This is a genomic window from Vibrio gigantis, from assembly GCF_024347515.1.
Classification (GTDB): Bacteria; Pseudomonadota; Gammaproteobacteria; order Enterobacterales; family Vibrionaceae; genus Vibrio; species Vibrio gigantis.
The window spans coordinates 3,553,651-3,575,998 of sequence record NZ_AP025492.1 but is presented as its reverse complement, the minus strand read 5'-3'; the positions used below and the strand labels follow the sequence as shown (position 1 = coordinate 3,575,998).

Sequence of the window (22,348 nt, the reverse complement as noted above, 5' to 3'; positions counted from 1 at the left end):
GGTGCCCTCACTCTATTTAAGTAATATGAAATGACTGCTAATTTTACCTGTTGATAAGTCAGATCACCAGCAATTGATCACAGATCCAGTGAATAAGATCCAAGTTATTCACAATAAATTTGTAATTTATCGGTGGATCCACACATCTTGCCCCTAATTTACTCACATAATGATCCACTTATGCCCGGATCCTTGCTAGTTATCCCCAAATCGGGAATTCAATCTGGTTATGGTTAATAACATCTGGTTATTTATTCTATTGAGCATTTTCCCAGTAACATCCAATCCCATAAATATAAGGAGTTACCAAATGAATAACTGGATTAAGGCTGCAATTGCGGCTATCGCACTCTCTGCTGCTACTGTTCAAGCTGCGACTGAAGTTAAAGTCGGCATGTCTGGTCGCTACTTCCCATTTACTTTCGTTAAACAAGACCAGCTACAAGGTTTTGAAGTGGATTTATGGGATGAGATCGGTAAACGTAACGACTACAAAGTTGAATACGTAACAGCTAACTTCTCTGGTCTGTTTGGTCTTCTTGAAACGGGTCGCATCGACACCATTTCAAACCAAATTACAATGACGGATGCACGTAAAGCGAAATACCTATTCGCAGACCCATACGTAGTAGACGGCGCACAAATTACCGTTCGTAAAGGCAATGACAGCATTAAAGGTATCGAAGACCTTGAAGGCAAGACTGTTGCAGTAAACCTAGGCTCAAACTTTGAACAACTGCTTCGCAGCTACGACAAAGATGGCAAGATCAATGTAAAAACCTACGACACAGGTATTGAACATGATGTTGCACTGGGCCGTGCCGATGCATTCGTAATGGATCGCTTATCAGCACTAGAGCTTATCAAGAAGACTGGTCTACCATTACAACTAGCAGGACAGCCATTCGAAACCATTGAAAACGCTTGGCCTTTCGTGGACAACGATAACGGCAAAAAACTGCAAGCCGAAGTAAACGAAGCATTAGCAGCAATGCGCGCAGATGGTACGCTAGAAAGTATCTCTCAGAAATGGTTTGGTGCAGACATTACTCAGAAGTAATCACTCACTTCACCATTCAAGGCCCACTGCTTTATACAGCGGTGGGCTTTTTGCTTTTGTGCACTGATTAAAAAACCTGATAGAACAGTACTTCCAATAAAAATACGAGATAAATTATGGGATTTGACTTTAATTACATGCTAGAGCTGTTGCCGATACTACTGAAGTATTTAGGCACCACGATGGAGATGGCGACTTGGGGCTTGTTCTTTGCTCTGATCCTGTCTCTGATACTGGCGAATATTCGTGTATTCAAAATCCCAGTACTCGACCAATTGAGCCAGCTGTACATTAGCTTCTTCCGAGGAACACCATTGTTGGTACAGCTGTTCCTCCTTTATTATGGCTTACCACAAGTATTCCCGTGGATGGTTGGGTTGGATGCATTCAGCGCCGCTGTGATTGGCTTAACCCTGCACTTTGCCGCGTATATGGCAGAAAGTATTCGTGCAGCGATTATCGGTATTGATCGCAGCCAGATGGAAGCCAGTCTTTCGGTAGGTATGACAACCAGTCAAGCCATGCGTCGCGTGATCTTGCCACAAGCAACTCGCGTGGCACTGCCATCATTGATGAACTACTTCATCGACATGATCAAATCGACTTCCCTTGCATTCACCCTAGGTGTAGCCGAAATCATGGCTAAAGCTCAGATGGAGGCTTCTTCAAGTTTCCGCTTCTTCGAGGCTTTCTTAGCGGTGGCGCTGATTTACTGGGGCGTGGTGGTTGTCCTCACTCGTATTCAAATCTGGGCTGAAGTGAAACTGAATAAGGCATATGTACGATGATCAAATTACAAAATATCCACAAGCAGTTTGGTGACACCGAAGTTTTGAAAGGGATCAACCTAGAAATCAAACAAGGTGAGATAATTGTCATCATAGGTTCAAGTGGCACAGGTAAGTCTACCCTACTGCGTTGTGTGAATTTTCTAGAGCAAGCCGATCAAGGCACGATTTCGATTGATGACATCAAGGTTGATACTCAGAAACACACTAAGGCAGAGGTGCTTGCACTTCGTCGTAAAACCGGTTTTGTGTTCCAAAACTATGCACTGTTCGCTCACCAAACCGCAAGACAGAATATTGCTGAAGGTTTAATTACTGTTCGTGGTTGGAAAAAGCAGCAAGCCCATGAAAAAGCACAACAAATACTTGATGATATTGGCTTAGGTGACAAAGGTGATAGCTACCCAGCCTCTCTCTCAGGTGGCCAACAACAACGGGTTGGTATTGGCCGTGCAATGGCACTACAACCAGAGCTATTATTGTTTGATGAGCCGACTTCAGCACTCGATCCTGAGTGGGTTGGCGAAGTGCTTAACCTAATGAAAAAACTGGCAAATCAGCACCAAACCATGCTGGTGGTTACCCATGAAATGCAGTTCGCTAGAGAGGTCGCAGACCGAGTGATCTTCATGGCTGACGGTCATATTGTCGAACAGGGATCTCCACAGGATATTTTTGGTAATCCACAGGATCCTAAATTAATAAAATTCTTAAATAAGGTTGGGATCGACTAAGGATCCTTGTGATTTTAGTTATTCTACGTATAATCCCCCGACCGGAATTTTAGTTAACCCAATCATTGACACTTTTTGTGACAGTGATTACAATTCCGCCTCTTTGTTGAGAGGCGTCGGTTTTCCTTTCTTATATAAAGAAGAGAAAAAATGCCCACGCCGGGTTTAACAAAAACCTAAAACTACTGATCAGTAAGGTAATTACAATGAAACGCACTTTTCAACCTACAGTTCTAAAGCGTAAGCGTACTCACGGTTTCCGTGCTCGCATGGCTACTAAGAACGGTCGCGCAACAATCAATGCACGTCGTGCAAAAGGCCGTAAGCGTCTTTCTAAGTAATCTTTGATTATTTTGAATAAGCTAGCCTTCGGTCGGGAGTTACGCTTGTTAACTCCCGAACATTATCAAAATGTCTTCAAGCAAGCTCATCGAGCTGGCTCTCCTCATTTCACCATCATTGCTCGAAATAACTCTCTTTCAAATCCTCGTCTTGGATTAGCCGTTCCGAAAAAGCAGATTAAAACAGCCGTGGGTCGTAACCGATTCAAGCGTCTTACTCGTGAAAGCTTTCGTAACACTCAACACAAACTTCCTAACAAAGATTTTGTTGTAATCGCTAAGAAGAGCGCGCAAGATTTAAGCAATGAAGAAATGTTCAAGCTACTCGACAAATTATGGCTTCGCCTGTCTCGCCCTTCGCGTGGATAGCGCTAATACCCATCTATTTTTATAGATGGTTTATTAGTCCACTCATCGGCCCACGCTGCCGATTTACTCCAACCTGCTCTTTATATGCGATAGAAGCGTTGAAAGCTCACGGTTTTGTAAAAGGGTGTTGGTTATCAGGCAAACGTCTATTAAAATGCCATCCTTTGAACGAAGGGGGCTTTGACCCCGTTCCACCAGTCCAAAAACAAGACAGAGATAAATAACGATGGATTCTCAACGTAATATCCTGTTAATCGCATTGGCTTTGGTTTCTTTCCTACTGTTCCAACAATGGAACGTAGCTCAGAATCCAGCACCACAAGCGGTTGAGCAGGCACAATCTGGCAGCACCCTACCAGCGCCATCTTATGCAGATGATCTAGACCCGGCTCCTGGTCAAGTTGCTTCTTCTGCTAAAACTATCACAGTAACAACTGATGTACTGACTCTGTCAATTGATACGGTTGGTGGTGATGTCGTTAAAGCAAACCTAAACGATTACTCTGCAGAGTTCGATTCTGAAGACACTTTTGTTCTTCTTAAAAACGAACCAGGTCACCAATTTATCGCTCAAAGCGGTCTAGTGGGTCCTCAAGGTATCGATTTAAGCAGCACTAACCGCCCTAGCTACACGGTTTCAGCAGACAGCTTTACGCTGGCTGAAGGTCAAGATGAACTACGCATCCCAATGACTTACCAAGCGAACGGCCTTGATTACACTAAAACATTCGTACTTAAGCGCGGCAGCTACGCGATTGACGTTGAATACGATGTAATCAACAACTCTGGTAATAACGCAACATTCGGCATGTACGCTCACCTACGTCAAAACGTTATGGATGACGGTGGTAGCCTAACAATGCCAACTTACCGTGGTGGTGCTTACTCTACGGAAGATACGCGTTACAAAAAATACAGCTTCGATGATATGCAAGATCGCAACCTGTCTCTTAACCTAGCAAACGGTCAAGGTTGGGCAGCGATGATTCAGCACTACTTTGCAAGTGCTTGGATTCCACGCGACGAAGCAGGCAGCAACCTTTACACTCGTGTCATTGGTAACCTTGGCGACATCGGTGTTCGCATGCCGAACAAGACCATCGCTACTGGCGACGAAGCAAGCTTCAAAGCAACGCTTTGGGTTGGTCCTAAACTTCAAGACCAAATGGCTGCTGTTGCACCAAACCTAGACCTAGTAGTTGACTACGGTTGGTTATGGTTCATTGCTAAACCACTTCATACTCTGCTTTCGTTCATTCAAGGCATCGTTGTGAACTGGGGTCTGGCAATTATCTGTCTAACTTTCATCGTTCGTGGTGCTATGTACCCACTAACGAAAGCTCAGTACACGTCTATGGCGAAAATGCGTATGCTTCAGCCTAAGCTGACTGCGATGCGTGAGCGTATTGGCGACGACCGTCAACGCATGAGCCAAGAAATGATGGAGCTTTACAAGAAAGAGAAAGTAAACCCACTAGGTGGCTGTTTACCTATCCTTCTACAAATGCCTATCTTCATTTCGCTATACTGGGCACTAATGGAGTCTGTTGAACTGCGTCACTCACCGTTCTTCGGTTGGATTACTGACCTTTCAGCACAAGACCCATACTACATCTTGCCTCTTCTGATGGGTGCTTCAATGTTCCTAATCCAGAAGATGAGCCCGACAACTGTAACGGATCCAATGCAGCAGAAGATCATGACCTTTATGCCGGTTATGTTCACATTCTTCTTCCTGTTCTTCCCTTCAGGTCTGGTTCTATACTGGCTAGTATCGAACATCGTAACTCTGATTCAGCAAACGCTTATCTACCGCGCGCTGGAAAAGAAAGGCTTACATTCTAAGTAAGTTCGGGAATAGAAAGAGATAAAGAAAGGCGACCAAAAGGTCGCCTTTTTATTTTTAGCTGATTACAATTCAGCTAATTGATTAATCGTGAGCGCCCCTTTTTGGCTTTCACATGCTAGCAGGCACAACTATGACTACAGATACGATTGTTGCTCAAGCGACTGCACCCGGCCGTGGCGGCGTCGGTATTATTCGCGTTTCAGGCCCACAAGCTGCCCAAGTTGCGCTTGAAGTTACCGGCAAAGTACTGAAACCACGTTACGCAGAGTACACCCCTTTTAAATCTCACGATGGTTTAGAGCTAGACCAAGGCATCGCGCTTTACTTTCCTAACCCGCACTCGTTTACCGGTGAAGACGTATTAGAGCTACAAGGCCACGGCGGCCCTGTGGTAATGGATATGCTCATCAAACGCATCCTCGCGATTCCAGGGCTACGCGCAGCACGCCCAGGGGAGTTCTCGGAGCGTGCCTTCTTGAACGACAAGATGGATTTAACCCAAGCAGAAGCGATTGCCGACCTCATTGATGCCAGTTCAGAAGAAGCGGCGAAATCAGCCCTACAATCGCTGCAAGGTGAATTTTCAAAACGCATTAATACGCTGGTGGATTCTCTGATTCACTTACGCATCTATGTTGAAGCCGCTATCGACTTCCCAGAGGAAGAGATTGATTTCCTTGCTGACGGCAAAGTAAGCGCTGACTTACAAGCTATCATCGACAACCTCGAAGCAGTTCGCCAAGAAGCCAATCAAGGTGCCATCATGCGTGAAGGCATGAAGGTGGTGATTGCAGGTCGTCCTAATGCCGGTAAGTCGAGTTTACTGAATGCATTATCAGGTAAAGACTCCGCGATTGTGACTGATATTGCAGGTACCACGCGTGATGTACTGCGTGAACATATCCATATTGATGGTATGCCACTGCACATTATTGATACTGCAGGCCTGCGTGAAGCCTCCGATGAAGTCGAAAAAATCGGTATTGAACGCGCTTGGGAAGAAATTGCCCAAGCCGATCGCGTTTTATTTATGGTGGATGGCACCACTACCGATGCAACCGACCCGAAAGATATCTGGCCCGATTTCGTTGATCGTCTGCCGAACAACATCGGAATGACCGTTATTCGTAACAAAGCCGATCAAACAGGTGAAGATCTCGGAATTTGCCATGTTAATGATCCAACTCTGATTCGGCTATCAGCAAAGACAGGACAAGGCGTTGATGCACTACGTAGTCATTTAAAAGATTGCATGGGCTTTGCTGGTGGTAATGAAGGTGGCTTCATGGCACGTCGTCGCCACTTAGATGCCCTAGAACGCGCATCTGAGCACCTAGATATTGGTCAGCAACAACTCGAAGGCTATATGGCAGGGGAAATCTTGGCAGAAGAGCTACGTATAACGCAGCAGCACCTTAACGAGATTACTGGTGAGTTCAGCTCCGATGACCTACTCGGCCGTATCTTCACCTCTTTCTGTATTGGTAAATAAACTTTAAAGGCCGGCTCATGTTGGCCTTTTTCTTTAATAAGGACAGCTTAATGATCCACATTATTACAGGCAGCACCTTAGGGGGTGCTGAGTACGTTGGCGATCACCTTAACGATCTTCTTGAAGAGCAAGGTCATGAGATAACCCTTCATAATCAGCCTGAATACGATAATATCCCCCAACAAGGCATTTGGTTGTTGGTGACTTCAACTCATGGCGCTGGAGAATTTCCAGATAATATTAAGCCGTTTATCGACGCATTGACCCAGCAATCCCCAGATTTAAGCCAGGTTCGCTTTGCAGTCGTAGCGCTTGGAGATTCGAGTTACGATACCTTCTGTTTGGCGGGTAAATCAGTCCACAACCAACTGGAAAAGCTCGGCGCTCAACCTATTTCTGATTGTTTTACCATCGATGTATTGGAAACTCCGGTACCAGAAGACGCTGCTGAAGCGTGGTTTAACGATCATAGCGACCAGTTTTAACCCCTCTCTTCTCTAAAAAAGCGGCTTATGCCGCTTTTTTTGTCTCTGAACACAGCGATTGTGAATAACTTTTTTTCAAAAACATCGGAAATAAGCGATCTATTTTCTATTTTCGTTGTGGATAAGATCATACATATACGGTGATTAACCTATAGTTATCCAAATAACAAGTTTTAGGTTAATTCTCCCCTGTTAATAAGTAGCCATTTTGATCCCAGCTAATCCTCATCCTGATCAAAGTTAGATCACATCATTTGATCCAAAAAAGATCCATGATCTTGTTGATCATTTTCCACTTATCCACAGAGCCCCTCGATCCTAATAATAGATCTAATAAAAGATCTCCTTAAAGATCTTATCTATATTAATTAAAAACAGCTTTCTCGAAAAATCCCAAAAACGTTTTCTCAGGCCATGAAAACAGGTAGAATATCGCTCCTTTTTACCAATCTAGAAAACGTTTGAATACCTGAGGTCGGTTCATGCTTTATCACGAAAAATTTGACGTCATCGTTGTTGGTGGTGGCCATGCAGGAACGGAAGCCGCACTCGCATCTGCACGTACTGGTCAAAGTACGTTATTACTTACTCATAATATCGATACATTAGGACAAATGTCTTGTAACCCAGCCATTGGCGGGATCGGTAAGGGCCACTTGGTAAAAGAGGTCGATGCAATGGGTGGATTAATGGCGCAAGCTATTGATCATGCAGGTATTCAGTTCAGAACATTGAACGCATCAAAAGGCCCTGCGGTTCGTGCTACTCGTGCACAAGCTGACCGCGCACTTTACAAAGCCTTTGTTCGTAACGTTCTTGAAAACACACCTAATCTGACGTTGTTCCAACAATCAGTTGATGATTTGATCGTTGAACAGGATCAAGTGGTGGGTGTGGTGACCCAGATGGGCCTTAAGTTCAGGGCAAATGCTGTGGTACTGACTGTGGGCACATTCCTAGGCGGAAAGATCCATATTGGCATGGAAAGTTCTTCAGGCGGCCGAGCTGGAGATCCGCCATCGATCGCACTCGCTGACCGTCTTCGTGATCTTCCATTTAGAGTTGATCGCCTGAAAACAGGTACGCCTCCTCGTATCGATGCACGTAGCGTTGATTTTTCTGAGCTTGAGGTTCAGCACGGTGATAACCCGACACCTGTTTTCTCATTCATGGGTAACCGAGCTCAACAACCTCGTCAGATTCCATGCTATATCACGCATACCAATGAAAGTACGCATGACGTTATTCGTGCCAATCTAGATCGTAGCCCAATGTACGCGGGTGTGATTGAAGGTATAGGTCCTCGTTACTGTCCTTCGATTGAAGACAAAGTGATGCGTTTTGCTGACAAGAACAGTCACCAAATTTTTATTGAGCCTGAAGGCCTAACAACCCATGAGTTATACCCAAATGGTATCTCTACCAGTCTGCCGTTTGATGTACAGGTTCAAATTGTTCGCTCAATGAAGGGTTTTGAAAATGCTCATATCGTTCGCCCTGGCTATGCGATTGAGTACGATTTCTTTGATCCTCGCGACCTTAAGCTGACTTACGAAACTAAGTTTATCAAAGGTCTGTTCTTCGCGGGTCAAATCAACGGTACCACGGGCTATGAAGAAGCGGCTGCACAAGGCTTGATGGCTGGTCTGAATGCGAGCTTGTTTACGCAAGGCAAAGAAGGCTGGAGCCCGCGTCGTGACCAAGCTTACATGGGCGTGCTTATTGACGATCTATCAACCATGGGTACCAAAGAACCCTACCGCATGTTTACGTCTCGCGCAGAATACCGTTTACTACTTCGTGAAGATAACGCCGATATCCGCTTGACTGAAAAGTCGCGTGAACTTGGCCTTGTTGATGACGCTCGTTGGGCTCGTTTCAGCGAGAAGATGGAAAACATGGAGAAAGAACGTCAACGTCTGAAAGAGACCTGGATTAATCCAAAATCTGAAGATATTGATCAACTGAACCAAATTCTGAAAACACCAATGTCTCGTGAAGCGAGCGGTGAAGATCTTCTTCGTCGCCCTGAAATGACTTATTCACAGCTAACCGCATTGGATCGTTTTGGTCCTGCGCTGGAAGATCAACAAGCGTCTGAACAAGTTGAGATCCAAGTGAAGTACGATGGTTACATTCAGCGTCAACAAGATGAAATTGAAAAATCATTGCGTCATGAAAACACCAAACTGCCTGCTGATATCGATTACAGCAAGGTGAAAGGACTTTCTAACGAAGTGGTTCTTAAACTAACGACAGCTAAGCCTGATTCAATTGGTATTGCTTCTCGAATTTCAGGTATCACACCTGCGGCAATCTCAATTCTACTGGTTTACTTGAAAAAACACGGCCTGTTGAAAAAAGGTGAGGAAGCATAATGAGCGCATTACGCGAAAAACTGGATCACCTGATTGGCCAGACTGAACTTGAAGTATCTGAAAAGCAACGTGGCCAGTTGGTTGGCTACGTTGAACTACTGAACAAGTGGAACAAAGCTTATAACCTAACGTCAGTTCGTGACCCGCAAGAAATGATGGTGAAACATATCTTAGATAGCATCATTGTTAGCACTCACTTACAAGGTAAGCGTTTTATCGACGTTGGCACTGGCCCAGGCCTTCCTGGGATTCCGCTCTCAATCATGAATCCAGACTGCGAGTTTTACTTGCTAGACAGCCTAGGTAAGCGTATTCGTTTTATCAAGCAAGTGATTCATGAGCTGGGTATCGACAACGTGGTACCGGTTCAAAGTCGTGTTGAAGAATTTCAACCAGAAGAAAAGTTTGATGCAGTGCTCAGTCGCGCATTTGCGTCAATGACAGACATGGTAGAGTGGTGTCACCATTTACCTAAAGAGCAATCCGGTGTATTTTTGGCTCTTAAGGGACAACATCCTAGAGACGAAATCGACCTGTTACCTGAATGGTGTTCAGTGACAGACATTAAAGCTCTGCAAGTGCCAGAGCTTGATGGAGAGCGTCATCTAGTTACTTTATCGCGTCAGGGATAATCAGCGAGGCCATAGTGGGTAGAATCGTAGCAATTGCCAACCAAAAGGGCGGTGTAGGAAAAACAACAACTTGCATTAATTTAGCAGCATCAATGGCGGCAACAAAACGCAAGATATTGGTTGTTGACCTCGATCCTCAAGGTAATGCCACTATGGCGAGCGGTGTCGACAAGTATCAAGTTGAAGCAACTGCTTACGATTTGTTGGTTGAAGACACCCCATTTGATGAGGTAGTTTGCCGGAGTACATCTGGCAATTATGACCTCATCGCCGCGAACGGTGATGTTACTGCGGCAGAAATCAAGTTGATGGAAGTGTTTGCTCGCGAAGTTCGTTTAAAAAACGCACTCGAATCCATTCGCAATAACTATGATTTCATCTTTATTGATTGCCCACCCTCATTAAACCTTCTTACAATCAACGCGATGGCTGCGGCCGACTCCGTATTGGTTCCTATGCAATGTGAATATTTTGCGTTGGAAGGTTTGACTGCATTGATGGATACCATCAGTAAATTAGCGGCTGTTGTAAACGAGAACCTGAAGATCGAAGGTCTTCTGCGTACTATGTACGATCCTCGTAACCGCTTATCAAACGAAGTATCCGATCAACTCAAAAAACACTTTGGTAGCAAAGTCTACCGAACTGTGATCCCTAGAAATGTGCGTCTGGCAGAAGCCCCGAGTCACGGCAAGCCAGCAATGTACTACGACAAATATTCCGCAGGAGCTAAGGCTTATCTTGCTCTTGCAGGCGAAATGTTGCGTCGTGAAGAAGTCCCAGTATAGGTCCAACCAAAGGAATTCGCTCAATGTCTAAGCGTGGTTTAGGAAAAGGGCTAGATGCATTGCTTGCAACTAGCTCATTGGCTCGTGAAAAACAGCAAGTTGCTTCTCATAGTCAGGCGTTGTCGGCTGATGGTGAGCTTATCGAACTGGCTGTGGGCAGCTTAAAGCCTGGTGTATATCAACCGCGTAAGGATATTGCGCCTGAAGCGCTAGAAGAGCTGGCTGCATCAATTCAATCTCAAGGTATTATCCAACCGATCGTAGTTCGCCCATTGGCGCACGACCAGTTCGAGATTATTGCTGGTGAGCGCCGTTGGAGAGCTGCTCGTCAAGCAGGCCTTAAACAAGTGCCATGTCTGGTCAAGCGAGTGGAAGACAAGGCTGCAATCGCGATGGCATTGATTGAGAATATTCAGCGTGAAGATCTGAATGTTATCGAAGAAGCACAAGCGCTAGAGCGTTTACAGAACGAATTTGAGCTGACACACCAGCAGGTCGCTGAAGTTATCGGTAAATCGAGAGCGACGGTGAGTAACTTATTACGTCTAAATCAGCTCGAAAATGAAGTAAAAGGTTTAGTTTCCAATAAGCAACTGGAAATGGGACATGCTCGAGCACTGCTTGCGCTCGAAGGTGATACCCAGATTGAAGCTGCAAACACGGCTGCAACCAAAAAAATGACCGTGCGTCAAACTGAGCAACTTGTCAAAAAGTGCTTAAAACCAGACGTTGAAGCTGAATCGAAGCCTGAAGACACAGAAGCTATCGAACTTTCACGAAGACTCACGGAAAAATTGCAAGCAAACGTTTCAGTTACTCGTTCTGTTAGCGGTAAGTCAAAAGTGACAATTACTCTTGATGAGCCTCACAAATTAGAGCAACTTATTGCTAAACTAGAGTACTAAATGAGATAATTGATTTAGGTCAATTATGTAATAAACAAGTAATTTCGTACAAAAGTTGTAGGTTTGTATACAAAAATGTAAATGATTGCTGCATTGTTATTGCAATCAATTTGGCTGAACGTATAATTTTCGCCAATTTCTCAGCACGCTTTTAAGCGAGTAGTAAAGAAGGCTTAAAAGAGGAACGAATACATGGTAGCGGCGTTAGCAAGACCAGGACGAGTGCTTGCAAAGCAAATGTTATTGATCGAGCTTAGCGCGGTTATATTAGTGGCGATAGGGTTAGGTTTAGCTGTTAATCCTGATTGGGGTTTTGCTGCATTAATCGGTGGCGGTATTTTTGTCATCGCAAATGTAGTTTTTTGTGTGTGTGCTTTCCTATTTTGTGGAGCTCGCGCAACTAAGTTAGTTGCGGCGTCGTTCTATGCAGGCGAAGCGCTAAAAATCCTTATCACAGTTCTACTATTCTCTATTGTCTACATGTATATGCAGGTGGAATTAGTTCCCCTCAAACTGACCTATTTACTGGTTCTAGGTATTAATATCTTTGCGCCAGTGCTTTTCATTAACAATAAAAAATAGGATGAGTTATGGCTGCGCCAACAGCATCCGGATACATTGAACACCACTTACAAAACCTTTCTTTAGCTAAGTTTGGTCTTGTAGAGGAGACAAGTTTCTGGAACGTACATATAGACAGTCTGTTTTTTTCGGTGTTGACAGGGATGTTATTCCTTTGGGTTTTTCGCTCAGTCGCTAAGAAAGCAACAGTAGGTGTACCTGGTAAGCTTCAGTGTTTTGTTGAAATGGTAGTGGAATTCGTTGGTGACAACGTTAAAGAAACTTTCCATGGCCGCAACCCTCTGATTGCCCCACTAGCACTGACTATATTCTGCTGGATTATCTTAATGAACTTGATGGACTTAGTGCCTATCGATTTCTTACCATATCCTGCAGAGCATTGGCTAGGTATCCCTTACTTGAAAGTGGTTCCTACAGCTGATGTTAATATAACAATGGCAATGGCTTTGGGTGTTTTTGCTCTGATGATTTACTACAGCATCAAAGTAAAAGGCCTAGGCGGATTTGCTAAAGAATTGGCACTGCATCCATTTAATCACCCAATCATGATTCCATTTAACTTGGTACTTGAGGTAATTTCGTTACTAGCGAAGCCACTATCTCTAGGTATGCGTTTATTTGGTAATATGTTTGCGGGTGAGGTGGTGTTTATTCTTATCGCGGCAATGCTACCGTGGTACTTACAATGGGTAGGTGCACTACCTTGGGCTATCTTCCATATCTTGGTTATTTTGATTCAAGCGTTTGTTTTCATGATGTTGACAATCGTTTACTTATCAATGGCTCATGAAGATAGTGATCACTAAAAAATTTTTAAGCTTTATTCTAACTATTAATGTTAATCGGAGAACGTAAATGGAAACTGTACTAAGTTTTTCAGCAATCGCTGTTGCTATTATTGTTGGTCTTTGTGCCGTAGGTACTGCAATTGGTTTTGCTATTCTTGGTGGTAAATTCCTAGAAGGCGCTGCGCGTCAACCTGAAATGGCTCCAATGCTACAAGTTAAGATGTTCATCATCGCTGGTCTACTGGATGCTGTTCCAATGATCGGTATCGTAATCGCACTACTATTCACGTTTGCTAACCCATTTGTTGGTCAACTAGCAGGCTAATTAACTCTTAATAGTTAATTAAATTTTTGTAGTTGATTCTTAACGAGGGGTAGCTGTTGTGAATATGAACGCAACTCTGTTAGGTCAAGCAATTGCTTTTTCATTGTTTGTTTGGTTCTGCATGAAATATGTATGGCCACCAATCATGCAAGCAATTGAAGAACGTCAGAAAAAAATTGCTGACGGTCTAGTAGCCGCTGAACGCGCTGCTAAAGACTTGAACCTGGCACAAGCCAACGCTTCTGAGCAAATGAAAGAAGCAAAGCGCACTGCAACTGAGGTTATTGATCAGGCAAACAAACGTAAAGCTCAAATTATTGATGAAGCTCGCGAAGAAGCTCAGGCAGAACGCCAGAAAATCTTAGCGCAAGCTGAAGCAGAAATTGAAGCAGAGCGTACACGTGCCCGTGATGACCTGCGCAAACAAGTCGCAACTCTGGCTATAGCTGGTGCTGAGAAAATCCTTGAGCGTACAATCGATAAAGATGTACACGATGATCTTCTTAACAACATTACTGCAAAACTTTAAAGCAAGGGGCTGTATATGTCTGATTTGACTACAATCGCACGCCCCTATGCTAAAGCAGCGTTTGACTTTGCGGTAGATAAAGGTGAGCTAGACCAATGGGGTCAGATGCTTACTTTTGCTGCCGAAGTGGCACAAAATGATGATGTTCATAATTTATTAAGCGGTTCTATGACTGCTGAAAAATTAGCTGAAGTATTCATTGTAATTTGTGGCGAACAATTTGATGAATTCGGTCAGAACTTGATTAAAGTGATGGCCGAGAATGGCCGCTTGATGGCTTTTCCTGATGTTTGTAAACAGTTCTTATTGCTCAAACAAGAGTATGAGAAAGAGATCGACGTTGAAGTAACTTCAGCGGTAGAACTTTCTGAAGAACAACGCGCAGAGATCAGCAGCAAATTGGAACAGCGCTTAGCGCGCAAAGTTCAGCTGAATTGCAGTATAGATGAGACTCTACTTAGTGGAGTTATTATTCGAGCCGGAGACCTAGTCATCGATAACTCAGCGCGCAGTCGTTTAGACCGCCTGAGCGATGCATTGCAGTCTTAATGGGGATTGGAGCATGCAACTTAATTCCACTGAAATTAGCGATCTAATTAAACAACGTATTGAATCTTTCGACGTTGTTAGTGAAGCTCGCAATGAAGGTACTATCGTTTCTGTAAGCGATGGCATCCTTAGCATCCACGGCCTAGCGGACGTGATGCAAGGTGAAATGATCGAACTACCGGGTGGCCGTTACGCTCTAGCACTAAACTTGAACCGTGATTCGGTTGGTGCTGTTGTAATGGGCCCGTATGCTGACCTACAGGAAGGCATGAAAGTTACAGGTACTGGTCGTATTCTAGAAGTACCAGTAGGTCCTGAAATGCTTGGTCGTGTTGTAAACACGCTAGGTGAGCCAATTGATGGTAAAGGTCCAATCGAAGCTAAATTGACTTCGCCTGTAGAAATTATCGCACCAGGTGTAATCGACCGTAAATCGGTAGATCAACCTGTTCAAACTGGTTACAAGTCTGTTGACTCAATGATCCCTATCGGTCGTGGTCAACGTGAACTAGTAATCGGTGACCGTCAGACTGGTAAAACAGCAATGGCGATCGATGCGATTATTAACCAAAAAGATTCTGGTATTTTCTCTATCTACGTAGCTATCGGCCAAAAAGCGTCGACTATTGCTAACGTAGTTCGCAAACTAGAAGAGCACGGCGCACTAGCAAACACTGTTGTTGTTGTTGCATCTGCTTCTGAATCTGCAGCGCTGCAATACCTTGCACCGTATGCTGGTTGTGCGATGGGCGAATACTTCCGTGATCGCGGTGAAGATGCACTGATTGTTTATGATGATCTATCTAAGCAAGCTGTAGCTTACCGTCAAATCTCGCTACTACTTAAGCGTCCACCAGGTCGTGAAGCGTTCCCAGGTGATGTTTTCTACCTTCACTCTCGTCTACTAGAGCGTGCTGCTCGTGTAAGCGAAGTATACGTAGAAAAATTCACTAACGGTGAAGTGACAGGTAAGACAGGTTCTTTAACTGCTCTACCTATCATCGAAACGCAAGCTGGTGACGTATCTGCATTCGTACCAACGAACGTAATCTCGATTACTGATGGTCAGATCTTCCTACAAACTGAGCTATTCAACGCGGGCGTACGTCCAGCTGTTGACCCTGGTATCTCAGTTTCTCGTGTAGGTGGTTCGGCGCAGACTAAAATCATCAAGAAGCTATCTGGCGGTATCCGTACTGCTCTAGCTCAATACCGTGAACTTGCAGCATTTGCTCAGTTCTCTTCGGATCTTGATGAAGCGACTAAGAAGCAGCTAGACCACGGTCAAAAAGTTACAGAACTGATGAAGCAGAAGCAATACGCTCCTATGTCTGTATTTGACCAAGCTCTAGTAATCTTCGCTGCAGAGCGCGGATACCTTCAAGACGTTGAACTTTCTAAAGTTCTAGACTTTGAAGCTGCTTTACTGTCGTTTGCTCGTGGTCAATATGCCGATCTAGCAACACAGATCGACACAACGGGTGCTTTCAATAAAGAAATCGAAGCTGAGCTGAAAAAGCTTGTTGACGATTTCAAGGCAACCCAGACCTGGTAATTGGTAGGTGGTCTTAGGGCCACCTCATACCATTAACGGAGAGTAACGATGGCCGGCGCAAAAGAGATACGTAATAAAATCGGTAGTGTTAAAAGCACACAGAAGATTACGAAAGCAATGGAAATGGTAGCAGCTTCAAAAATGCGTCGTTCTCAAGACGCAATGGAAGCTACTCGTCCATATGCAGAAACAATGCGTAAAGTGATCGGTCATTTGGCTAATGGTAGCCTCGAGTATAAGCATCCTTATCTTGAGGAACGTGAAGCCAAACGTGTTGGTTACATCATCGTTTCTACAGACCGTGGTCTTTGTGGTGGTTTGAACATTAACTTGTTCAAGAAAGCCATGAACGACATGAAAGATTGGTCTGAGAAAGGTGCTGACGTTGAACTTGCAATTGTAGGTTCAAAAGCGACAGCATTTTTCAATAACAGCGGCGCGAAAGTAGCAGCTCAAGTTTCTGGTCTGGGCGATCGTCCAAGCCTTGAAGACTTGATTGGCTCTGTAAGCGTTATGCTGAAGAAATATGATGAAGGCGAATTAGATCGCCTGTTCGTAGTGTTCAACAAGTTTGAAAACACTATGGTTCAAGAACCAACGATCGATCAATTACTTCCTTTGCCTAAATCAGACAGCGAAGAAATGAAACGCAGTCATTCTTGGGACTACATTTATGAGCCCGAGCCAAAACCACTACTAGATGCACTATTGGTTCGCTATGTCGAATCTCAAGTGTACCAAGGTGTGGTTGAGAACCTTGCTTGTGAGCAAGCGGCTCGAATGATTGCAATGAAATCAGCAACAGATAACGCTGGTGACATTATTGATGACTTAGAACTTGTGTATAACAAAGCGCGTCAAGCGGCGATTACACAAGAACTTTCTGAGATCGTTTCAGGCGCAGCTGCGGTTTAAGCTTAGGTAAAACTAAATAGTTAGAGGATTAACGATGGCTACAGGTAAGATCGTACAGATCATCGGTGCGGTAGTCGACGTAGAGTTCCCACAGGGTGAAGTACCTCGTGTATACGACGCTCTGAATGTTAATGAAGTACAAGAACGTCTAGTTCTTGAAGTTCAGCAACAACTTGGCGGTGGCGTAGTTCGCGCAATCGTAATGGGTAGCTCTGATGGTTTACGTCGTGGTTTGACAGTTGAAAATACTGGCGCTCCAATCTCAGTACCAGTAGGTACTAAGACATTGGGTCGTATCATGAACGTCCTAGGTGACGCGATTGATGAGTGTGGTGAGATCGGTGCTGAAGAGCATTACGCCATTCACCGTGAAGCTCCAAGCTACGAAGAGCAGTCTAACGAGACGGCTCTTCTAGAAACTGGTGTTAAAGTAATCGACTTGATTTGTCCGTTCGCTAAGGGTGGTAAAATCGGTCTATTCGGTGGTGCTGGTGTAGGTAAGACCGTTAACATGATGGAACTTATCAACAACATCGCACTTCAACACTCAGGCCTATCTGTATTTGCAGGTGTAGGTGAGCGTACTCGTGAAGGTAACGATTTCTACTTTGAGATGCAGGAAGCAGGTGTTGTAAACATCGAAAAACCTGAAGAATCAAAAGTAGCAATGGTTTACGGTCAGATGAACGAGCCACCAGGTAACCGTCTACGTGTTGCACTGACTGGTCTAACAATGGCAGAGCGTTTCCGTGACGAAGGTCGTGACGTTCTACTGTTCGTTGATAACATCTACCGTTACACACTAGCAGGTACTGAAGTATCAGCACTTCTAGGTCGTATGCCTTCTGCGGTAGGTTACCAACCTACGCTAGCTGAAGAAATGGGTGTTCTACAAGAGCGTATCACGTCAACTAAATCTGGTTCTATCACGTCTGTACAGGCGGTATATGTACCAGCGGATGACTTGACTGACCCGTCTCCAGCAACAACGTTCGCTCACTTGGATGCAACGGTTGTACTTAACCGTAACATCGCATCTATGGGTCTATACCCAGCGATCGACCCGCTAGATTCTACTTCACGTCAACTGGATCCATTGGTAGTTGGACAAGAGCACTACGACATCGCTCGTGGCGTTCAGTCTACTCTTCAGCGCTATAAAGAGCTGAAAGATATCATTGCTATCCTAGGTATGGACGAGCTATCTGAAGAAGATAAGCAAGTTGTATCTCGTGCTCGTAAGATTGAGAAGTTCCTAACTCAGCCTTACCACGTAGCGGAAGTATTTACAGGTGACCCAGGCGTTTACGTACCTCTTAAAGAGACTCTACGTGGCTTCCAAGGTCTTCTATCTGGTGAATACGATGACATTCCAGAGCAAGCGTTTATGTACTGTGGTGCAATTGACGAAGCTATCGAGAATGCTAAGAAGCTATAAGGCTAACTAGGAGGCGATATGGCAGCAATAACCTTTCACCTAGACGTTGTAAGTGCAGAGAAACAAATTTTCTCAGGCCTTGTTGAGACGTTTCAGGTGACCGGTAGTGAGGGTGAGCTTGGTATTTTCCATGGTCATACTCCACTGCTGACCGCTATCAAGCCTGGTATGGTGCGTATTGTTAAGCAGCACGGCCACGAAGAAATCATTTATGTTTCTGGTGGTATGGTAGAAGTTCAACCTGGTACAGCGACTGTACTGGCTGATACTGCTATCCGTGGTGAAGAGCTAGACGCAGCAAAGGCGGAAGAAGCTAAACGCAAGGCTGTGGAGAATATCCAAAATCAGCATGGCGACATAGACTTCGCACAAGCGGCCGGTGAACTGGCTAAAGCCATTGCTCAGTTACGAGTTATCGAACTGACAAAACAGCGTCGTTAATCTTTTATAAGATTATAGACTCTGAGATAAAGGCGACCTAAGGGTCGCCTTTTTGCATTTCTAGATTCTCAAAAATGCTTCTTTTACGTATAACTACTGGTTAAATGGTTATTACGATTTAATTTTTTTGCCTAAAACGGTTACAATATCGGCTTAATAAAAATAACGTTGGATAGGTTTACAATGAAGTTTAGCGCGGTAATTCTCGCGGCGGGCAAAGGCACTCGCATGTATTCAAACACACCAAAGGTTCTGCACACGCTTGCGGGTAAGCCAATGGTGAAGCATGTTATCGATACATGTAATGGTCTAGGCGCTCAAAACATCAACTTGGTTTACGGCCACGGTGGTGATCAGATGAAGGCTACCCTAGCTGAAGAATCTGTAAACTGGGCACTGCAAGCTGAGCAGCTGGGTACGGGTCACGCTGTGGATCAAGCATCTGCCCATTTCGCGGATGATGAAAAAGTATTGGTGCTATACGGTGATGTTCCACTGATCTCACCTGAAACAATTGAAAACCTATTAGACGCTCAACCAAACGGTGGCATCGCGCTACTTACGGTCGTGTTAGACAACCCAATGGGCTACGGGCGTATTATTCGTCGCAATGGTCCTGTTGTGGCGATTGTTGAGCAAAAAGATGCAACGGATGAGCAGAAGCTTATCAAAGAGATCAATACTGGCGTTATGGTGGCGACTGGTGGTGATCTGAAGCGTTGGTTGTCTGGTTTAAGCAACGACAACGCACAGGGTGAATATTACCTGACTGACGTTATCGCAGCCGCTCACGACGAAGGTCGTGCGGTTGAAGCTGTGCACCCAGTAAGTCCAATTGAAGTGGAAGGTGTGAACGACCGCTCTCAGCTGGCTCGTCTAGAACGCGCCTACCAAGCAGAGCAAGCAGACAAACTATTGAAGCAAGGCGTAATGCTGCGCGACCCAAGCCGTTTTGATCTGCGTGGTGAACTACAATGTGGTATGGATGTTGAGATTGATACTAACGTTATCATCGAAGGCAGCGTAAGTATTGGCGACAACGTGGTTATTGGCACTGGCTGTGTATTGAAAGACTGTGAGATCGATGACAACACTATCATTCGTCCATACAGCGTAATTGAAGGGGCGACGGTAGGTGAAGACTGTACGGTTGGTCCTTTCACTCGTCTACGTCCTGGTGCTGACATGCGTAATGATTCGCACGTTGGTAACTTTGTCGAAGTGAAGAACACTCGCCTTGGTGAAGGTTCTAAAGCAAATCACTTAACGTATTTAGGTGACGCTGAGATTGGTCAGCGTGTTAACGTTGGTGCAGGTGCTATTACTTGTAACTACGATGGTGCGAATAAGTTTAAGACTATCATCGGCGATGATGTATTCGTTGGCTCAGATAGCCAATTAATCGCTCCAGTTACTATTGGTAATGGCGCGACAGTAGGAGCTGGTTCTACGGTAACGCGTGATGTTTCTGAAAACGAACTGGTGATTAGCCGTGCTAAAGAGCGCAAGATTGCAGATTGGCAGCGCCCAAAGAAAAAGTAATTTTCTAACACCTAAAGTTTGATTCTTGTGAAAGCCAGCAACTTACGTTGCTGGCTTTTTTGTCATCATTTACTGACAAAAAAATAATCTATTTCCTAATTGTATTTTGTAGGAAGATTGTTAATATTCGGGCTGTCATTCTGTAAATTTAAAGTGCGCGCAAAATGAGACTTGTTGATAAAAAATGGCAAACCTTGCCGATCGTTATTTTATCTTTTTCAATGCTGGTGGGCTTATACGGCTTTTACATCACCTTGGAAAAGTTAGTGGTAGAGAACGAACGTAACCATCTCGTCTCATTGATGTCTGATGTTGTTTATGAAATCCGTGAAGATAGCAGCCTATTTAGCGCTGGAGTGGATGTTGATGATTACATTGGCAACCTGACGCAAGCCAATACACGATTAAGAATCCAGGTGATTAATCTCGACGGTGTCGTGATTGGTGATACCGATCTTTCTGACCATGCACTAGCGGGCGTCGAAAACCATAGTGACCGCCCTGAGTTTCAACAAGCTCTGAAAGCTGGACTTGGCAGTGATGTACGCTTTAGTACTGTGACCTCTGTTGATCGTATCTATTACTCCCACAAAGAAACTATTAATGATAACAGCTTCGTTATCGTTATTTCCTCACCAATGCACCAACTGAAGCAGATGAACTTCCAATTGATGGGGATTCTAGTTGGTATGGTGTTGTTGAGTTTGAGCTTCTTGATTGGCACTTCTTATGTGAGCAATCGCCAAATTGTTCATCGAGTAGAAGAAGAACAGAAGAAGCAAGACGAGCGCATTCGTCAGAGAACTCATGAAATTGAGTTGATGCACCGCCTCGCGAATATGCTTGCCGCTTGTAACAACATGGTTGAAGCTCAACAGATTGTTTCGGATATTTTGCCGCGAATTCTTGGTAACGTGAACGGCAGTGTATCCTTGATGCGCGCATCGCGTAACCAGTTGATCACGCAGCTCGACTGGGGAGAGGCTTGGCTTGGAAGCGCGAGCTTTGCACCAGAAGAGTGTTGGTCACTGCGTAAAGGACGTGCACATCAATCGAATGATGATTTCCACTCGTTAACCTGTGGTCACATGCATGAGATGGAAAATAACCAAACCCTGTGTATTCCGTTGACGGCACATGGCAACACCATCGGTATCATGCACCTTTATTTCGGTGTCGGTGATATCAATATCGATCCTATTACCGAACAATTGGCCTTCAGTGTTTCAGAGCACTTAGGGTTGGCATTGGCTAACCTGAGCTTACAAGAGAAGCTTCGCTCTCAAGCGCTGAGCGATCCGCTGACTGGCTTATTCAACCGTCGTTTCTTCGAGCAGAAACTTGAAGAGCACTCGATGAATTCGGCCACCAGCGAACAACCGCTGTCGTTACTCATGCTCGATCTGGATCACTTCAAACGCTTCAATGACAACTTTGGCCATGATGCAGGTGACTTTGTATTAAAAGAGATCAGTGCGCTACTCAAACAGAGTGTCAGTGAAGATGAGATAGCTTGTCGCTTAGGTGGTGAAGAGTTGGCGGTGCTGCTTCCACATTACACCATGCAGCAAGCGACCGAGTTCGGACAAACCTTGTGTGATGCGGTTCGTTCAATGCACCTTGAGCACAAAGGGCTTTCTTTAGGTCAACTAGGCGTATCTATTGGTGTCGCCACCTATCCTAAGCCAGCCTCAGACACCGAATCTCTGGTTAAGATGGCGGACAACGCGCTGTACATGGCAAAAGACATGGGACGCAGTCGAGTGGTTAACTATGATGAATATAGCCGCCATAAAGCGCCTGCGTTAGAAGTAGTCGATGGTGAAACTGCTTCTAAGTAGTCATCAATAGAGGCTAAATTTA

Annotated in this window: 24 protein-coding genes; all 24 read left to right on the top strand. The window is 44.7% G+C overall.

What is annotated here, in order from left to right; genetic code table 11:
* Positions 1-310: 310 nt before the first annotated feature.
* The gene (locus tag OCV56_RS16140; protein ID WP_060983463.1) at positions 311-1,060 is read left to right on the top strand and encodes an amino acid ABC transporter substrate-binding protein; all 750 of its coding nucleotides are present in this window, start codon (positions 311-313) and stop codon (positions 1,058-1,060) included.
* A gap of 116 nt (positions 1,061-1,176) precedes the next feature.
* Positions 1,177-1,848 carry an amino acid ABC transporter permease gene (locus tag OCV56_RS16135; RefSeq protein WP_060983464.1) on the top strand — a complete coding sequence of 224 codons (672 nt, stop codon included), beginning with the start codon at positions 1,177-1,179 and terminating at the stop codon, positions 1,846-1,848.
* Positions 1,845-2,582, top strand: a complete 738-nt coding sequence (locus OCV56_RS16130) for an amino acid ABC transporter ATP-binding protein (RefSeq protein WP_086712394.1) — start codon at positions 1,845-1,847, stop codon at positions 2,580-2,582. Before OCV56_RS16135 ends, OCV56_RS16130 begins: the two co-directional genes overlap by 4 nt.
* 206 nt (positions 2,583-2,788) lie before the next feature.
* Positions 2,789-2,923 (top strand): 50S ribosomal protein L34, encoded by a 135-nt coding sequence (rpmH, locus tag OCV56_RS16125; RefSeq protein WP_004735800.1) that lies wholly within the window; start codon positions 2,789-2,791, stop codon positions 2,921-2,923.
* 45 nt (positions 2,924-2,968) lie between these two features.
* Entirely contained in the window at positions 2,969-3,292 is a 324-nt protein-coding gene (rnpA, locus tag OCV56_RS16120) for a ribonuclease P protein component (RefSeq protein WP_017055478.1), read from the top strand.
* Complete coding sequence (gene yidD, locus OCV56_RS16115; RefSeq protein WP_004735802.1) at positions 3,259-3,516, top strand: membrane protein insertion efficiency factor YidD; 258 nt, start codon at positions 3,259-3,261, stop codon at positions 3,514-3,516. The genes rnpA and yidD overlap by 34 nt, the downstream gene beginning before the upstream one ends.
* A gap of 2 nt (positions 3,517-3,518) precedes the next feature.
* Positions 3,519-5,141 carry a membrane protein insertase YidC gene (gene yidC, locus OCV56_RS16110; protein WP_060983466.1) on the top strand — a complete coding sequence of 541 codons (1,623 nt, stop codon included), beginning with the start codon at positions 3,519-3,521 and terminating at the stop codon, positions 5,139-5,141.
* Positions 5,142-5,271: 130 nt separating this feature from the next.
* Entirely contained in the window at positions 5,272-6,633 is a 1,362-nt protein-coding gene (gene mnmE / locus OCV56_RS16105; RefSeq protein ID WP_086712422.1) for a tRNA uridine-5-carboxymethylaminomethyl(34) synthesis GTPase MnmE, read from the top strand.
* A 50-nt stretch (positions 6,634-6,683) separates the two neighbouring features.
* Positions 6,684-7,118 carry an FMN-binding protein MioC gene (gene mioC / locus OCV56_RS16100; RefSeq protein WP_086712395.1) on the top strand — a complete coding sequence of 145 codons (435 nt, stop codon included), beginning with the start codon at positions 6,684-6,686 and terminating at the stop codon, positions 7,116-7,118.
* 482 nt (positions 7,119-7,600) lie between these two features.
* Positions 7,601-9,496: a tRNA uridine-5-carboxymethylaminomethyl(34) synthesis enzyme MnmG gene (gene mnmG, locus OCV56_RS16095; RefSeq protein ID WP_086712397.1), complete on the top strand. Its 1,896-nt coding sequence runs from the start codon at positions 7,601-7,603 to the stop codon at positions 9,494-9,496.
* Positions 9,496-10,128, top strand: a complete 633-nt coding sequence (gene rsmG, locus OCV56_RS16090) for a 16S rRNA (guanine(527)-N(7))-methyltransferase RsmG (RefSeq protein WP_017058801.1) — start codon at positions 9,496-9,498, stop codon at positions 10,126-10,128. Before mnmG ends, rsmG begins: the two co-directional genes overlap by 1 nt.
* Before the next feature lie 14 nt (positions 10,129-10,142).
* Complete coding sequence (locus tag OCV56_RS16085) at positions 10,143-10,916, top strand: ParA family protein (RefSeq protein ID WP_019825554.1); 774 nt, start codon at positions 10,143-10,145, stop codon at positions 10,914-10,916.
* 23 nt (positions 10,917-10,939) lie between these two features.
* Positions 10,940-11,821 carry a ParB/RepB/Spo0J family partition protein gene (locus tag OCV56_RS16080; RefSeq protein ID WP_086712398.1) on the top strand — a complete coding sequence of 294 codons (882 nt, stop codon included), beginning with the start codon at positions 10,940-10,942 and terminating at the stop codon, positions 11,819-11,821.
* A gap of 192 nt (positions 11,822-12,013) precedes the next feature.
* Positions 12,014-12,403 carry a F0F1 ATP synthase subunit I gene (locus tag OCV56_RS16075; protein ID WP_017632651.1) on the top strand — a complete coding sequence of 130 codons (390 nt, stop codon included), beginning with the start codon at positions 12,014-12,016 and terminating at the stop codon, positions 12,401-12,403.
* Between the two features lie 8 nt (positions 12,404-12,411).
* Positions 12,412-13,209: a F0F1 ATP synthase subunit A gene (gene atpB / locus OCV56_RS16070; protein WP_017632650.1), complete on the top strand. Its 798-nt coding sequence runs from the start codon at positions 12,412-12,414 to the stop codon at positions 13,207-13,209.
* Positions 13,210-13,258: 49 nt separating this feature from the next.
* Positions 13,259-13,516, top strand: a complete 258-nt coding sequence (gene atpE, locus OCV56_RS16065) for a F0F1 ATP synthase subunit C (protein ID WP_004411110.1) — start codon at positions 13,259-13,261, stop codon at positions 13,514-13,516.
* A 58-nt stretch (positions 13,517-13,574) separates the two neighbouring features.
* Positions 13,575-14,045 (top strand): F0F1 ATP synthase subunit B, encoded by a 471-nt coding sequence (atpF, locus tag OCV56_RS16060; protein ID WP_010433231.1) that lies wholly within the window; start codon positions 13,575-13,577, stop codon positions 14,043-14,045.
* 15 nt (positions 14,046-14,060) lie between these two features.
* On the top strand, positions 14,061-14,594 hold the full coding sequence (atpH, locus tag OCV56_RS16055; RefSeq protein ID WP_086712399.1) for a F0F1 ATP synthase subunit delta: 534 nt from the start codon (positions 14,061-14,063) through the stop codon (positions 14,592-14,594).
* Between the two features lie 13 nt (positions 14,595-14,607).
* Positions 14,608-16,149, top strand: a complete 1,542-nt coding sequence (atpA, locus tag OCV56_RS16050; protein ID WP_076654330.1) for a F0F1 ATP synthase subunit alpha — start codon at positions 14,608-14,610, stop codon at positions 16,147-16,149.
* A gap of 48 nt (positions 16,150-16,197) precedes the next feature.
* Positions 16,198-17,064 (top strand): F0F1 ATP synthase subunit gamma, encoded by an 867-nt coding sequence (atpG, locus tag OCV56_RS16045; protein ID WP_016794171.1) that lies wholly within the window; start codon positions 16,198-16,200, stop codon positions 17,062-17,064.
* A gap of 34 nt (positions 17,065-17,098) precedes the next feature.
* Entirely contained in the window at positions 17,099-18,502 is a 1,404-nt protein-coding gene (gene atpD / locus OCV56_RS16040) for a F0F1 ATP synthase subunit beta (protein ID WP_048610850.1), read from the top strand.
* 18 nt (positions 18,503-18,520) lie between these two features.
* Positions 18,521-18,943, top strand: coding sequence for a F0F1 ATP synthase subunit epsilon (locus tag OCV56_RS16035; RefSeq protein WP_004735742.1), 423 nt, complete (start codon positions 18,521-18,523; stop codon positions 18,941-18,943).
* A 183-nt stretch (positions 18,944-19,126) separates the two neighbouring features.
* Positions 19,127-20,485 carry a bifunctional UDP-N-acetylglucosamine diphosphorylase/glucosamine-1-phosphate N-acetyltransferase GlmU gene (gene glmU / locus OCV56_RS16030; RefSeq protein WP_086712400.1) on the top strand — a complete coding sequence of 453 codons (1,359 nt, stop codon included), beginning with the start codon at positions 19,127-19,129 and terminating at the stop codon, positions 20,483-20,485.
* A gap of 221 nt (positions 20,486-20,706) precedes the next feature.
* Complete coding sequence (locus OCV56_RS16025; protein WP_086712423.1) at positions 20,707-22,326, top strand: sensor domain-containing diguanylate cyclase; 1,620 nt, start codon at positions 20,707-20,709, stop codon at positions 22,324-22,326.
* Positions 22,327-22,348 lie beyond the last annotated feature (22 nt).